The following is a 14,509-nucleotide window of genomic DNA, read 5'->3' as shown; positions in this document are numbered from 1 at the left end:
TATGTCTGATTCAATAATCAATAGAGTAGAACAAGAATTTAATGTCATAAAAAACAATATGACGACAGAGCAGTGGAATGATGGTGTTTTCATTCGAGATTTAGCCATGGAGCATGAAAATACGAACATATGCCTCGCTTATCGATTGATGCAACGGGCTCATAATATAAAACCAGAAGGACAAGTGATTAAGAATCGACTTAAGCACTATACTAAGCAGGTTAATGAGCAGGTGCCAGAGTTTTTTGGTGGAATAACGTCATCACAAATAACGTTAAGTGTTGAATCTCCCCCCCAAAAAAACTTTCGTAGTAAACTTGGAAATTATGAACACGTTTTGCAAAACCATTTTGTAATGTTTGTATTAATACCTGTGCTTATATTTGCGTTTTATCAAGGGGGTATTGCAAGTGAAAGATTTGAAAGTAGGGCTAAAATATTAGTCCAACAACCCGACAGTATGTCAAGTGTTTCACCTGAGTTAGCAATGCTTGGTTCCCTAGGTGTTCAATCAGGTGATAACGATGCAAAGTTGCTTGAGGCATTTATCTATTCTGTTGATATGCTTAAACACCTCGATAGTGAGTTGGGGTTGAAAGAGCACTATTCATCACACCAGGCTGATATTTTTAGTCGATTAGATTATGACGCATCAACTGAAGACTTTTTCGAGTTCTATACAGACCATGTAAATATAGAAACTGATGAGCTAAGTGGTGTTATCGAATTAAAAATTCAGGGATTTGAACCTGAATACGCCAAGAAAATAAGTCAAGAAATCATAAAGCGGTCAGAAAAGTTCATTAATGAAATTAGCTACCACCTTGCCAATGAACAAGTTAAATTCATGAGCAATGAACATGCAATTTGGCAGAAAAACCTTAAACTCGCACAAAATAAAATGCTTGGTTATCAACAAGAATATAAGTTGCTTGATCCAATAGCAGAAGGTACAGCGTTACAATCAATCTCATATAATTTAGAAGGGCAAATTGCTTCGCTGAAAGCCCAACTTCACGCAAGTAAAACACTAATGGCTGATTCTGCTCCAGAAGTTCAGACTCTGCAAAACCAACTCAGTGCATTAGAGCAACAACTGATACAGGAGAAATCTCGGTTGTCGTTAAATCAAGCCAATGAAAAACCAGTTAGTGAAATTATCGCTCAATTTGCAGCACTTAAAATAGATTACGAGATGGCTACGCAAGCTTATACAGCATCATTAGCATCTTTAGAAAAAGCTAAAGTGGATGCATATCGCCAAATAAAATATTTAATTACTGTCGAAAGCCCCACATTAGCAGAAGATAACGAATACCCTCGTGTAATCTATAATGTTACATTGTTATTGATTATCTTAAGCTTGATGTTCGGTATTGTGAAAATGGTTATTGCTACTATAAAAGAGCTTAACTAGAAAAGAGAAATTTTATGACTAAAGGAATTATTTTAGCTGGAGGCAGCGGTACTCGTTTATACCCTTTAACTAAAGCCGTAAGTAAACAGTTGATGCCGGTTTATGATAAACCTATGATTTTTTATCCTATATCAACATTAATGTTAGCTGGCATTAAAGATATTTTAGTGATTACAACGCCAGATGAACAAAGTCGATTCGTTGATTTATTGGGTGACGGCAGCGACTGGGGTATTAACATTGAATATACCATTCAACCTTCGCCAGATGGTTTAGCACAAGCGTTTATCTTAGCGGAAGAGTTTTTGGCGGGTGATAGCGCAGCTTTGGTGTTAGGCGATAATTTATTTTATGGGCATGATCTGGCGGTTTCATTGCGCAGTGCTTGTAATCGAGAGATTGGAGCGACAGTATTTGGATATCATGTCGCAAATCCTAAATCATATGGGGTTGTAGAGTTTGATGTTAACGGCAAAGTTATTTCAATAGAAGAAAAGCCAGCAACACCAAAATCAAATTACGCAATACCGGGGCTATACTTTTTTGATAGCCGTGTTGTTAATTTTGCAAAAAACGTAAAACCCAGTGCGCGTGGTGAATTAGAGATCACAGATGTAATTGAACAGTATCTCGATATCAACGAACTTAATGTCGAGCTCATGGGGCGGGGTACTGCATGGCTAGATACTGGTACTCATGATAGCCTTTTACAAGCGGCTGAATTTATAGAAACGATAGAAAAGCGCCAAGGCTTAAAGGTATGTTGTCCAGAAGAAATTGCCTACCGTATGGGGTATATCGATGAGAATAAATTGAAAGAAATTGCACAGCCATTGATAAAAAGTGGTTATGGTCAATATTTGATGGGACTGCTTGAAAGACAAGTATTCTCAACACAGTAAAGTTGAAATAGAGTAAAAAATGAAGTTTATCAATACTGAAATTCCAGATGTCAAGGTAATTGAACCAACTGTATTTGGTGACGAACGTGGCTTTTTTATGGAAACGTTTAGAACAACATTGTTTAATGAAAATTGTTCACCAAGAGAGTTTGTGCAAGAAAACCATAGTAAATCAAATCAAGGGATTTTAAGAGGCCTCCATTACCAAACGGCGAACACTCAAGGTAAATTAGTGCGAGTTATTAGTGGTGAGGTGTTTGATGTTGCAGTAGATATGCGAAAAGAATCTCATACATATGGTAAGTGGGTTGGTGAAATCCTAAGTGCTGAAAACAAACGTCAATTATGGGTGCCAGAAGGGTTTGCTCACGGATTCTATGTAATGTCTGAAAGCGCTGAATTTGTGTACAAGTGTACGGACTATTATAACCCTCAAGCTGAAATATCTATTCGTTATGATGACCCAACTCTTAACATTGATTGGCGTCTTGTTAATGGTGAACAGCCTCAACTTTCAGACAAAGATAAAAGCGGATTATTATTCGCGCAAGCACCAACATTTTAGGTTAAAGGAATAGCGTGAATATTTTAACAGTATTGGTCACCGGTAAAGGTGGCCAGTTAGCCACAGAGTTAGAAAAAACAAAGCCAGAAAATGTTAAGTTAATTTGCTTAAGTTCAAAAGAACTCGATATTACCGATAACCACCAAGTCAATTTAGTTTTTAAGCAATATCTCCCTGATATTGTCATTAACGCTGCTGCATATACTGCAGTAGATAAAGCTGAGTCAGAACGTGACAGAGCGTTTGCTGTAAATCAGAAGGGCTGTGAAAATTTAGCGAGCGTATGTAAAAAATTCGACAGCTTCCTAGTGCATATATCAACAGATTTTGTATTCGACGGCACACACTCAAAACCCTATCAGCCTTATGATTTACCATGTCCTATTAGTGTTTATGGTGAATCGAAGCTGGCAGGTGAGCAAAAAGTAAACCAAATACTTGCGTGTAAAGCACTGGTTGTTCGCACTGCATGGGTTTACTCAGCTCACGGCAATAATTTTGTAAAAACAATGCTCAGGTTGATGGCTGAAAAAGATCAACTTAGTGTTATTTATGATCAAGTTGGCACACCAACTTGGGCAAAAGGTTTAGCAAGATGGTTGTGGGTAATGTCTGATAAGGTTAATGAAATTCCTTGTAGCGATTTCACTCCAATATATCATTGGACTGACGCTGGTGTTGCGTCTTGGTATGACTTTGCCGTTGCGATCCAAGATTTAGCGATTGAGAAAGGAATGTTATCAAAAGCTATTCCAATTTCACCCATTGAAACAGCGCAATATCCTACACCAGCAAAACGCCCAAGTTTTAGTTTAATTGATAAAGCATGTGCAGAAGCTGTATCAGGAATGAATACAGTTCATTGGCGTAATCAATTGAATAATATGCTAGATGAGCTAAACCAGTTATCTTGATTTTTCGGGAATTAATGTATCTAGGTTTTTATTAACGTCATTCTCATATAGGTCGGATTCTCAGAAGAGAACTCAACCATTTTAGCGAAGGCTGAAAATAAATAATGAAAGACACTATAATTGCATTGATGCGCAACTAACAAATGCGATAATGCTAAACAAGCAAAACATTAAAAAGAAATAAGAATTATTTTATGAACAAAACGTTACTTGTTACAGGCGGAGCCGGCTTTATCGGTGCAAACTTTGTACATTATTGGTTAGAAGCAAACCCACAAGATAAAGTGATTGTTTTAGATGCTTTAACTTATGCTGGTAATTTAAAAAGCCTAAAGCCCGTTGAAAGTAACCCAAACTTCACTTTTGTTAAAGGTGATATTTGTAATACAGAGCTTGTAGAGAAACTGCTAGATGAAAACAAAGTAAATACTATCGTCCACTTTGCTGCTGAATCTCACGTAGATCGCTCAATAACTGGCCCAGATGCGTTTATCGAAACCAATATATTAGGTACGTATAGCTTATTAAAATCAGCTAAAAAACTATGGATTGATGAGCCTAAAGCTAAAGGAAATGACCCTATAGCCCATCGCTTCCATCATGTGTCAACTGATGAAGTATATGGCACATTAGCACCTAATGACCCTGCCTTTACTGAAGATACTGCATATGCGCCAAATTCTCCTTATTCAGCTAGTAAAGCAGCCAGCGACCACTTAGTTCGTGCTTATCACCATACTTACGGTTTAGAGGTAACAACGTCTAATTGTTCAAACAACTATGGCCCATATCATTTCCCTGAAAAATTAATACCGTTAATTATCACCAATATCTTAAATGATAAACCATTGCCGATTTATGGTGACGGCCAACAAGTGCGTGATTGGTTGTATGTTGAAGATCATGCCCGTGGAATTGAACTTGTACTTAAAAAAGGTTGTATCGGAGAAAACTATAATATTGGCGGCCATAATGAGTGGGCTAACATTGATATTGTTAAATTAATTTGTCAGCAAATGAATAAACAATTTGCTAAAACTTGTCAATCTAACGAAAGTCAGAATCTCGCTGAAAAATTTCCACAGGCTTTATCTGCTATCAACGGTAAAGCGGAAGAGCTCATTATATATGTAACCGATAGAGCTGGCCATGATCGCCGTTATGCGATTGACGCAACAAAAACAAATAATGAATTAGGTTATAAACCCAAAGAATCCTTCGAAACAGGTTTCGAAAAGACACTTGTTTGGTATCTAAATAACCACCCTTGGTGGCAGTCTATTTTAGACGGAACTTATCAAGATAAATAATTAGAGATATTAAAAATGAAAATGATACCAGTAATTATGGCAGGGGGCTCAGGCACTCGTTTATGGCCATTATCACGTGCTATGTTTCCAAAGCAGTTTTTAAACGTAGCGTCTGATCAAAGCATGCTTCAAGAAACGGTTAGCAGAACAAAAAACTGGTCTGTTGATGAAACCATGTTTTTATGTAATGAAGATCATCGATTTTTAGTTGCTGAGCAACTACGTGCTATGAATGAAAATAGCGCACGTATTATTTTAGAACCAGCAGGAAGAAACACTGCCCCTGCCATTGCTTTAGCGGCATTAGATATTGTTGAAAAACATGGTGATAGCTTAATGATGGTGATGGCAGCTGATCACATCATTGAAAACCAACCAGCATTCGATGTTGCTGTAGAGCAAGCTAAAGCACTCGCAACTAATGATAAGTTAGTAACATTTGGTATTGTGCCTACGGCACCTGAAACCGGTTATGGTTACATTAAGCGAGGTAACGCTATTAATGAAAATGGCTATGATGTTGAGGCGTTTGTTGAAAAGCCAGATTTACCAACAGCAGAAGACTATTTAGCGTCTAAAGACTATTACTGGAATAGCGGCATGTTTATGTTTAAAGCCAGTTTATACTTAAGTGAGTTAGCAAAGTTCTCTCCAGAGATTTTAACAGCATGTAAAGCGGCATATGCACAAAGTGCCTCTGATCTTGATTTTGTTAGAGCGGGTAAAGAAGAATTTTTAGCTTCACCTGATGACTCTATTGATTATGCAATCATGGAAAAAACAGCATTAGCGGCTGTTGTACCAATGGATGCAGGTTGGAGTGACGTAGGCTCATGGTCTGCATTATGGGATGTAGATACAAAATGTGAGAACGGCAATGCTACCAATGGCGATGTTATTTTAACTGGCACCAAAAACTCGTTAGTTCATGCAACTAGCCGATTAGTTACGACTGTAGGTATAGAAGACACTGTCATCGTTGAAACCAAAGATGCGGTAATGGTTGCCCATAAAGATAAAGTACAAGATGTAAAAGCCATAGTTAACGAACTTAAATCAAGAGATCGTAATGAAGTAGCACATCATCGTGAAGTATATCGCCCATGGGGTAAGTATGACTCAATCGACAACGGTGAACGTTATCAAGTTAAACGCATCACGGTAAAACCTGGTGCTAAATTATCAGTACAAATGCATCACCACCGCGCTGAACATTGGATTGTTGTTTCTGGTACTGCCAAAGTAACCAATGGTGATAAAGATATTCTGTTAACAGAGAACCAATCAACTTACATTCCTGTAGGTGTTATTCATGCGCTAGAGAATCCAGGAAAAGTAGACTTAGAACTTATAGAGGTTCAATCAGGATCTTATTTAGGCGAAGATGACATTGTTCGCTTTGAAGACAGATACGGCCGAGTTCAGGGGTAATATATGACAGTTCAGCAGCTTAATACTAAAACCGTACTAAAAAACAGCAATGTAGCCTTTGGTACAAGTGGTGCTAGAGGCTTAGTTGAAGATTTTACGCCTCAGGTTTGTGCTGCCTTTACGCACGCTTTTTTATCGGTAATGAAAGAAAGTTTTGAATTCTCAAACATTGCGTTTGCCATCGATAACAGACCAAGTAGTTATAATATGGCTAAAGCATGTGCATATGCCGCCGAGCAACTAGGCTTAAATGTGGATTATTATGGTGTTGTACCTACGCCAGCTTTAGCTTTAAAGGCTATGAAAGATAATATCCCATGTATGATGATCACCGGTAGTCATATTCCATTTGATAGAAACGGCTTAAAGTTTTATCGTCCTGACGGAGAAATTTCCAAAGCTGACGAACAAGCCATTAATAGTTCGCAAGCACAATTTGAAAGCATCGATGATTTTGATTCTTTATCTGAGTTAACCGTTCTTCAAGAAGCAGCTAACGACTACATAAGTCGCTATACCACTATGTATAACAATAAACCGCTCAGCGGCAAATGTATTGGTATTTATGAGCATTCAAGTGCCGGAAGAGATTTATATGCCGATATTTTTGAGGCATTAGGTGCAGCCGTTATTTCACTGGAAAGAACGGATACATTTGTTCCTATTGATACTGAAGCAGTATCTGAAGAAGATTGTAAAAAAGCACGCGATTGGTCAAAAGAACATAACCTAGATGCAATTTTTTCGACCGATGGTGATGGTGATAGACCATTAGTTTCAGATGAGAATGGTAATTGGCTTCGTGGTGATGTGCTTGGGTTACTATGTGCGCAAGCGTTAAGTATTGATGCATTGGCTGTGCCCGTTAGTTGTAATACCGCAATTGAAAAATCAGGCGCTTTTAAACAAACTGTTCGAACTAAAATTGGCTCACCTTATGTAATTGCTGAATTTGAAAGTTTAGCTGAAGAATATGCAAGCGTTGCAGGTTTTGAAGCTAATGGTGGTTTCTTACTTGGTAGCAAGGTAAACATTAACGGTGTTGAGATAGAAGCTCTACCTACGAGAGATGCTGTATTACCTGCGGTAAGCGCATTGTTAGCCGCTCCAAATGGCCAATTGTCAAAATTAGTAGAGCAATTACCACAGCGCTTTACTGATAGTGATCGGATCAAAAACTTCGCGACAGAAAAAAGCAAAGCGATTATCTCAACAGGAGCAAAGGCGCCTGAGTCGTTAGTTGAAAAGCTTGGCTTTAATGGTGCGGTTATTAATAATGTGAACACAACTGATGGTTTACGCATTACATTTGAAAGCAATGATATTATTCATTTAAGACCATCTGGTAATGCGCCAGAATTACGTTGTTACGCTGAATCTAGTAACGAAGTAAAAGCTAAAGAACTGGTGGTACAATCACTTGATAACGTGGTTAAACTTTAATTAGTAAAAAATAAATAAAGAGTATTAGACATGAAATTATTCGTTTTGGGTGGTATTACAAACGACAACCAACGAAACACTATTCAACAGTTTTTAGTAAACATTGAAAATTCAAAAGCGCTTGAGAACTTCGCAGAGTTTCAAAAGCTGGCAGAAAATGGTGATGATAAATTCTCTTTTGTTTATTACTTTGAGGATGATTTAAACCAGTTAAACCAAATTGACCTTCAAACTGACGAGCAATACTTGATTTTGATGTATGACGCACCTGAACATGCGTTACTTCTCAATACGGTAGAGCAATGGCAACTAGCTAACCAAGAGCTACTTGGCTTTTATGTAAGTAACATTGAGCAAACAAAGCTGTTAAATGCTCATCAAGTATGTTTAAATCTGAAAAGCTTCCTCGATTTCTTGAACACAGAATATTCTTTAGAACTATCAGCGGAGCTAAATGCTTCTAATGAATACCTTAGTTCAACAGACTTATTCAACATGGAGCAACAGTTTACGTATTTAACCGAGAATTTAGAAACTCAATACACCTTCGAGCAACTAGAAAGTGCAGCTGAAATTTTAGATAGTCAATATAGTACAAGCCTAAGCTACAGAAACGCACAGTGGGTAAGTCAATTAGTTAACTGTAGCAAGAAATTAGTTGACCAAACTCAGCAACAAAATATTAAAATCGAGAAAATTAAGTACGCCAAACAAGCACTAACTGAGCAGCACTTGGTAGAGTTAACAAAAGAGCTTAAAACGTATCAAGAGAAAAATGAAAAACTCTCCCATGAACGCGGTGAATTGGCCTATGAAAATGAACTAAGTTTATTGCAGATTCATCAACTGCAAGAAGAATTAGAGCAAATGACTGTTGCTCACTCTATGACAAAGGCAGAACTAGAAAAAAATCAAAACGAAAAGGTTGATGACCTAGCAACTAACAATGAAAAACTAGAAACAAAAATTCAAGAGTTAGTAGAAGAAAATGAACTAAGTTTATTGCAGATTCATCAATTGCAAGAAGAATTAGAGCACACGTTTTTAAAGCTTTCTCAAGCTGAGAGCGATATCAATTCTGTTAAACAAAATAAACAAAAGTTAATGCAAAAGCTTTCGATAGCAAAAAACGAGACTAAATCTGAAGGTGACCAGATTAATCAAGGTCATATTGAGCTCATTCTAATGCAGGTTGATCAGCTACATGAAGAGCTTGAGAGTTCAGTAAACAAAGTTAATGAACTAGAACAAGAGTTATTAAACCAAAACGCCATTAACCAACAACAGAGCATACAGCTAAAAAGCTCAGAAGATAAGTATAACGAGGTGCTGAACAGCTCTAACGAATTTGGTAAAGAGAAAGAAGTATTCGTAGTTCAAATGCAGCAGCTAAAAACTGACTTATCTATTGCTATTAAAGATAAGGAGTCATTGAAAAGTGAAGTAAATGACTTAAAGCAAGAAAAGCAAAAAGTAACAGAAAGACTAAGTGTATTAGAAAAAGACTATACAGAGCTTACCAATGTTAATACCGATTTAGTCGCCGAAAACGAATTAAGCTTGTTGCAGATCCATCAATTACAGGAAGAGTTAGAACATTACTACATAAAAGCTCAACAAGGCGAGAGTTTCAAACTTATACAACCTGGTGAACATAGAACTAATAGTTACTTAACTACAAGTCTAGAATTGATAGGGCATTTAAATCATTAAAATTTAGTCATTCGGGTAGTGTTTTAGGGCGGAATCTAGTATCAATAAGAATGAGGTCATTCCAGAATACTGTTAGCTGATCCCCCTAAATCAAACTTTATAATCAGAAAAACAAAAGAAATGAATCCGCCAATACAAAATACTATGAAAACAATAATCATTCCCGATCCAGCATTAAGAGAATATGGCGGCCACCACCCAGCAATAGTCGAAGCGTTAGTAAACTCCCAAGCATATAAAACCAATAGAATTAAGCTTGAAGTCTATGCCAACAAAGCATGTGATAGTGCATTTATCGAAAGACTCGAATCAGAAAGGGTCTCAATAACACCTTACTTTGAAACTGACTTCTATCAATACTTCTACCAAAGCCCAACACTGAGCCAGGCGCAACCATATGTTAGACAGTTAACCAAAGAATATTCGACATTGCTTGGTGGAATAAACCAAAGAGCGACTAAAGAAAAAATAATACTATGGTTTCATACCCTAACTTGGTTACATGCTCAAGCTTTAACTTGCGCGTTAAAGTTACTAAAGATAGAGCCACACGCGTTTACTATAGTGATTGGTTTAATGTACAAACCACACAAGAAAAATGAACCTTACTTCCAAATGTATAATGAGCTATCCTTTAAAGCTTTAGCAACCTTTGCAAACATTAATTTTTTTGCCTCTGACTTTGAAACAGCAGAAAGTTTCAGAGAAATTTTAGCACGAGAAATCTTTATACAACCCTGTGCTTTAATAAATGATGCCGATTCAGCAATCGAATTAGAAGTAAGCTCAGAAAAGCAATTATTACTATATTGCGGTGATGCAAAACATAATAAAGGGTTTTGCCAGCTACCAAGTGTTATTCAAGCTATCATCAAAGGTGGTAATTCAGAGCTGAAACTCGTCATACAATATACCCTAACCAATGAAAATTCTGAGCTAATAAACACGACTAATGAGTTAGTAAATTTGGCTGCGCAATATAATATAGAAATAATTAATCGTTTTTTATCACACGGTGAACTACTTACGTTGTTTTCAAATTCAGATGCATTACTATTAAATTATGATCAATCTGCATACCAAGAACAAAGCTCTGGTGTTTTATGGCTTGCTGCTTATTATCAGTTGGCAGTAATTAGCTTAACAACAACCTGGTGTGAAAGAGAAGCTAACCGTTTATCTTGTAGATATACAAACCTAAAAATTGACCATTTAACAACTAAGAAAATAGCTCAAATAACTTGGTCAAACCGCATAGGCTGTGCTAGTATTGGGCGAGTTAATAATGATTATTTTAATCAGTTGTTTCAAGATGTTGGGAACTGGTTAACAAACATGGATGTAGAACAATAGTAAAGTTTTTACTGCCCTTCTAAAAAATATGCCTCTAAAATTAAGAAATGTGACTCATGAATAAATCGATCTATACAAAGCTACTAGAGCGTAAAATTGAGCTAGATAATGTCGGTACAATCATTCACGTTGGTGCAGGCTTGTGTGCTGAGCTAGCTTTTTATCAAGAGCTCAAGCCAAAGCAGTTAATATTAATTGAAGCCGCTGAAAGTCAATTTGAACAACTCCAAGAAAAAGTTAACAACTCACTTATAAAAAACAATACCGCTTGCCTTAACAAGGCGCTGGTTAATGAAGGCATGAATAATCATGTTGACTTTTTTATTACACAGCCTGCTCAATTTAGTGGCTTACAAGAACCTGAAGCAATTAAAAAAGTATTCAAAAACACGTCTATAACGAGTAAGCAAAAAGTTGAAGCCACATCGCTAGAGTACTTGGTTGATGATTTCAGTGTTCAGAGCAATGATTTAAGCCTACTTGTGTTGCAACTGAATGGCGCTGAACAACAAATTTTAGAGGGCGTTAAACCGTCAACGCTAGAAACGTTTGATTTCGTCGTTATTCAAACAATAAACCATGCAATAAATGCAAGCAGTGGGCAGCAAGAAGATTTAATCAAACGGTTAGATAACTACTGTTTCGACCATGTTGTTACCCAAGCACATGACCTTGTGTTTGAAAATACCGTATTTGTATTAAATAAAGAAAAGTTAGCGCACACCAAACTTATAAAAAAATTAAGTTCGCTTGAGAATGAGAACCAAAAGCATATTAACACTATTCAATCTCTTGAAAATCAACTAGTAAAAAAAGACGAGTCCTACTCGCTACTTGAACAAAAAATAGAGCAGTTAATTGCCAGTAACAATGAACAACGCGTTGCAGCCAAAGATGTTTATAACCAACACAAGCAAACAATTGAGCAAATAAACGATTCTCATCAAGAAGCTTTGGATAGAGCAGCCACAGAATTAACACAAAAAAGTAACCGTATTAACGAGCTGCAACTATGTTTGACACAAGCCCAAGAGCAACAAACAAAACTTAATAATCAAGTTGCAGAACTCAAAAGCTATATAGAAGATGCTCAGAATGAGTATCAACAAAAGGTTGGTATTCAGTCAAAATATACTGAAAAACTAAAAAGTGAAAAAACATCACTTGTTGAACAAGTAAATAGCACAACGAAGGTGCTTGAAACAGAGCGTGAACAGTCATCTTCAAAAATAGAACAGCTTCAAGCTCAAGTAGCTACGCTAACTAAAGAGCGCGATGAACAAAAACGTTCACGTCAAGGCAGTAAGACTCAAATTGAAAGTCTTAATGAACATGTTCAAACACTACAAAAAAAGCTAGATGACAATGAAGATATAGAGCAAAAACTTCATGAAGCAGTATTGCAAAAAGATCAAGAGCATAAGCGCTACCTAGAGCATAAAGATTGGGCTGGAAGTTTAAATAAGGAAGTTGAAGCGTTAAACCTAGAGCTTAGAAAAAGTGTTGAAAAAAATGAGCAACAAGCTGAGTCACTTAACGATAAATTGCATTGGTGTCAGGTTCATAAAGAGAGGACTGAGGTAGCTAAGACAAAGGTTTTGGAACTTGAAAAGCAATTAGAAGAGAAAGATGCGGTTATTTCCCACTTAGAAAGTAAACAAAGCGAGGAAACACAAAGTATGCTTGATGCTCTTGTCAAACAGGTAAATGTAAACCATAAGAATGAATTGGCAGAGATGAAAAGGAATCTAGACTGGAGTTTGGAACAGGGTTTCAATAATTCTGTTAAACAAGTCGAATCTTTCATTGGTGTACAAAGCTACTTGGAAACGGGGAAGTTAGCTATGGAATACCATGGTTGGCCGATCAGCAGTGATATTGCATTATTCTTATTAGGAAAAATCGAGAACAATAATTACGACTTGATTATTGAATTTGGTAGCGGTACATCGACAAAGCTATTCGCGCAAGCACTGGCTAAAAAGTCTTCTTCTGAAAGTGTCATTAGTATTGAAAATAAAACTGAACAGATGGGCAAATATGTTGATGATTTAACCTATGTTAGTAACTTTGCAAATGAGCTTCCGCAACGTGTTCTAACTTTTGAGCATAATAAAAAGTATCACGAAAAAACCTTATTGTCTTTGAAACAAGCTAATCTAGATGGGGTAGTTAATTTGGTGCATGCTCCATTAGTTAATTTTGTATGCGATGAAAAACCTTATCTTTACTATGATTGTGACAATGCGCTCGCACAGATCGCTGATATTTTTAGAAATAGAGTAGCTAAGGTACTCGTTTTAATTGATGGGCCACCAGGGGCAACAGGGCCACTAGCTAGGTTGCCTGCAGTCACTAAGCTGTTAAATCATTTAGGAAGTCACCAACTTGATTTAGTGCTTGACGACTATAACCGTCAAGAAGAGAAAAATATTGCAGTACATTGGAAAAAAACGATTGAGTCTCGCTTTATCACATACATGGAAGAGTTAGTGCCTTGTGAAAAAGGTGCGTGGTTCTGTCAGTTAAATGTATAACCAACAAATAGTTCAATATCCAAACGGCTGGAAACGAACAGGAAATATTTTTTCTTATGATCATGACTGGCAGATTCCTGCTAAAACGGAATTGTGGGCTTATGAAAAACTAATTAGCGGTGATGATAATGAATTGAGTAATCAGTATATTTGTTTTCCTTGGGCTACATTAATTGACTACCTTGATCATAATCCACAAAAATCGACCAAGTTGTTACACGCTTTGGCGAATAAACCACCTAAAATGGCACTGAAAGTTGTCACTTACTGTCAGCATATATATGCACTAAAGCTTTTGCCTTATTTTAAGGCGCTAGGGATTACCGATATTTATTGGTCACATAAAATTAAAGGACAGTGTGAAGCTGAGGGTATAAAATTACATCCGTACCCACTTTATCCGGTAATGCATTATAAGCGTATAAAACCTTACAGAAATAAACCGCTAAAAGAGCGAAAACACTTATACAGCTTTATTGGAGCGTACCAGCCTGGGCTTTATATGACAGAGGTACGCAAGTGGATTTTTAACTTGCCAAAGCGAGACGATGCAATCATTATCGAGCGCAGTGAATGGCACTTTGAACAGGATATATACCGAAATCAGCTCCATGGTGAAAGTGAAGCTGAAGCAAAGCAAAAAGTAAGAGAGCAGCACGAGAAGGAATATATAGAAGTAATGGAAGATACGGTTTTTTGTTTGTGTCCCTCGGGCAGTGGGCCTAATTCGATAAGGCTTTGGGAAGCGATAGAATTTGGTTGCATTCCGGTTCTTATAAGTTCTCAGCTCGAACTTACAAAAAAGTTAAATTGTAAATATAAGTTTTTAGAGTTATTGGAAAAAGAGGAGGTAATAAAAAATTTACCTTCATTTCTATCCAATGCTAGAAACGATTGGTTTTTATAGCAGAGAAGAATCAATTT

11 protein-coding genes are annotated in these 14,509 nt (G+C 36.9%); all 11 read left to right on the top strand.

All coding sequences use genetic code 11. From position 1 onward, the window contains the following. The first annotated feature begins 1 nt into the window (after nucleotide 1). The 11 genes from QQK02_RS03865 (at nucleotide 2) to QQK02_RS03815 (ending at nucleotide 14,492) form a co-directional block, all read left to right on the top strand. The gene (locus tag QQK02_RS03865; RefSeq protein WP_284206628.1) at nucleotides 2–1,417 is read left to right on the top strand and encodes a lipopolysaccharide biosynthesis protein; all 1,416 of its coding nucleotides are present in this window, start codon (nucleotides 2–4) and stop codon (nucleotides 1,415–1,417) included. Between the two features lie 14 nt (nucleotides 1,418–1,431). After that, nucleotides 1,432–2,319 carry a glucose-1-phosphate thymidylyltransferase RfbA gene (rfbA, locus tag QQK02_RS03860; RefSeq protein ID WP_284206627.1) on the top strand — a complete coding sequence of 296 codons (888 nt, stop codon included), beginning with the start codon at nucleotides 1,432–1,434 and terminating at the stop codon, nucleotides 2,317–2,319. 19 nt (nucleotides 2,320–2,338) lie between these two features. Next, nucleotides 2,339–2,884, top strand: coding sequence for a dTDP-4-dehydrorhamnose 3,5-epimerase (rfbC, locus tag QQK02_RS03855; RefSeq protein ID WP_284206626.1), 546 nt, complete (start codon nucleotides 2,339–2,341; stop codon nucleotides 2,882–2,884). 14 nt (nucleotides 2,885–2,898) lie between these two features. Then, complete coding sequence (gene rfbD, locus QQK02_RS03850) at nucleotides 2,899–3,798, top strand: dTDP-4-dehydrorhamnose reductase (protein ID WP_284206625.1); 900 nt, start codon at nucleotides 2,899–2,901, stop codon at nucleotides 3,796–3,798. Nucleotides 3,799–3,992: 194 nt separating this feature from the next. Next, on the top strand, nucleotides 3,993–5,108 hold the full coding sequence (gene rfbB, locus QQK02_RS03845) for a dTDP-glucose 4,6-dehydratase (protein ID WP_284206624.1): 1,116 nt from the start codon (nucleotides 3,993–3,995) through the stop codon (nucleotides 5,106–5,108). A gap of 21 nt (nucleotides 5,109–5,129) precedes the next feature. Beyond that, nucleotides 5,130–6,539, top strand: coding sequence for a mannose-1-phosphate guanylyltransferase/mannose-6-phosphate isomerase (locus QQK02_RS03840; RefSeq protein WP_284206659.1), 1,410 nt, complete (start codon nucleotides 5,130–5,132; stop codon nucleotides 6,537–6,539). Nucleotides 6,540–6,542: 3 nt separating this feature from the next. Beyond that, the gene (locus tag QQK02_RS03835) at nucleotides 6,543–7,982 is read left to right on the top strand and encodes a phosphomannomutase (RefSeq protein WP_284206623.1); all 1,440 of its coding nucleotides are present in this window, start codon (nucleotides 6,543–6,545) and stop codon (nucleotides 7,980–7,982) included. 30 nt (nucleotides 7,983–8,012) lie between these two features. Then, nucleotides 8,013–9,695, top strand: coding sequence for a coiled-coil domain-containing protein (locus QQK02_RS03830; protein WP_284206622.1), 1,683 nt, complete (start codon nucleotides 8,013–8,015; stop codon nucleotides 9,693–9,695). 144 nt (nucleotides 9,696–9,839) lie between these two features. After that, the gene (locus QQK02_RS03825; RefSeq protein ID WP_284206621.1) at nucleotides 9,840–11,048 is read left to right on the top strand and encodes a hypothetical protein; all 1,209 of its coding nucleotides are present in this window, start codon (nucleotides 9,840–9,842) and stop codon (nucleotides 11,046–11,048) included. A gap of 56 nt (nucleotides 11,049–11,104) precedes the next feature. Further along, the gene (locus tag QQK02_RS03820; protein ID WP_284206620.1) at nucleotides 11,105–13,585 is read left to right on the top strand and encodes a coiled-coil domain-containing protein; all 2,481 of its coding nucleotides are present in this window, start codon (nucleotides 11,105–11,107) and stop codon (nucleotides 13,583–13,585) included. Next, a complete protein-coding gene (locus QQK02_RS03815) occupies nucleotides 13,578–14,492 on the top strand; it encodes an exostosin domain-containing protein (RefSeq protein ID WP_284206619.1) in 915 nt (304 codons plus the stop codon). Before QQK02_RS03820 ends, QQK02_RS03815 begins: the two co-directional genes overlap by 8 nt. Nucleotides 14,493–14,509 lie beyond the last annotated feature (17 nt).

This window comes from Thalassotalea eurytherma (assembly GCF_030161415.1).
GTDB lineage: Bacteria > Pseudomonadota > Gammaproteobacteria > Enterobacterales > Alteromonadaceae > Thalassotalea_G > Thalassotalea_G eurytherma.
The sequence above is the reverse complement of the archived record's forward strand: the minus strand, read 5'-3'. Positions and strand labels throughout refer to the sequence as shown.

Coding starts and splice junctions, on each gene's coding strand:
- QQK02_RS03835 (WP_284206623.1), top strand. CDS start 6,543: ATGACAGTTCAGCAGCTTAATACTAAAACCGTACTAAAAAACAGCAAT.
- QQK02_RS03830 (WP_284206622.1), top strand. CDS start 8,013: ATGAAATTATTCGTTTTGGGTGGTATTACAAACGACAACCAACGAAAC.
- rfbB (WP_284206624.1), top strand. CDS start 3,993: ATGAACAAAACGTTACTTGTTACAGGCGGAGCCGGCTTTATCGGTGCA.
- QQK02_RS03865 (WP_284206628.1), top strand. CDS start 2: ATGTCTGATTCAATAATCAATAGAGTAGAACAAGAATTTAATGTCATA.
- QQK02_RS03820 (WP_284206620.1), top strand. CDS start 11,105: ATGAATAAATCGATCTATACAAAGCTACTAGAGCGTAAAATTGAGCTA.
- QQK02_RS03825 (WP_284206621.1), top strand. CDS start 9,840: ATGAAAACAATAATCATTCCCGATCCAGCATTAAGAGAATATGGCGGC.
- QQK02_RS03815 (WP_284206619.1), top strand. CDS start 13,578: ATGTATAACCAACAAATAGTTCAATATCCAAACGGCTGGAAACGAACA.
- rfbA (WP_284206627.1), top strand. CDS start 1,432: ATGACTAAAGGAATTATTTTAGCTGGAGGCAGCGGTACTCGTTTATAC.
- QQK02_RS03840 (WP_284206659.1), top strand. CDS start 5,130: ATGATACCAGTAATTATGGCAGGGGGCTCAGGCACTCGTTTATGGCCA.
- rfbC (WP_284206626.1), top strand. CDS start 2,339: ATGAAGTTTATCAATACTGAAATTCCAGATGTCAAGGTAATTGAACCA.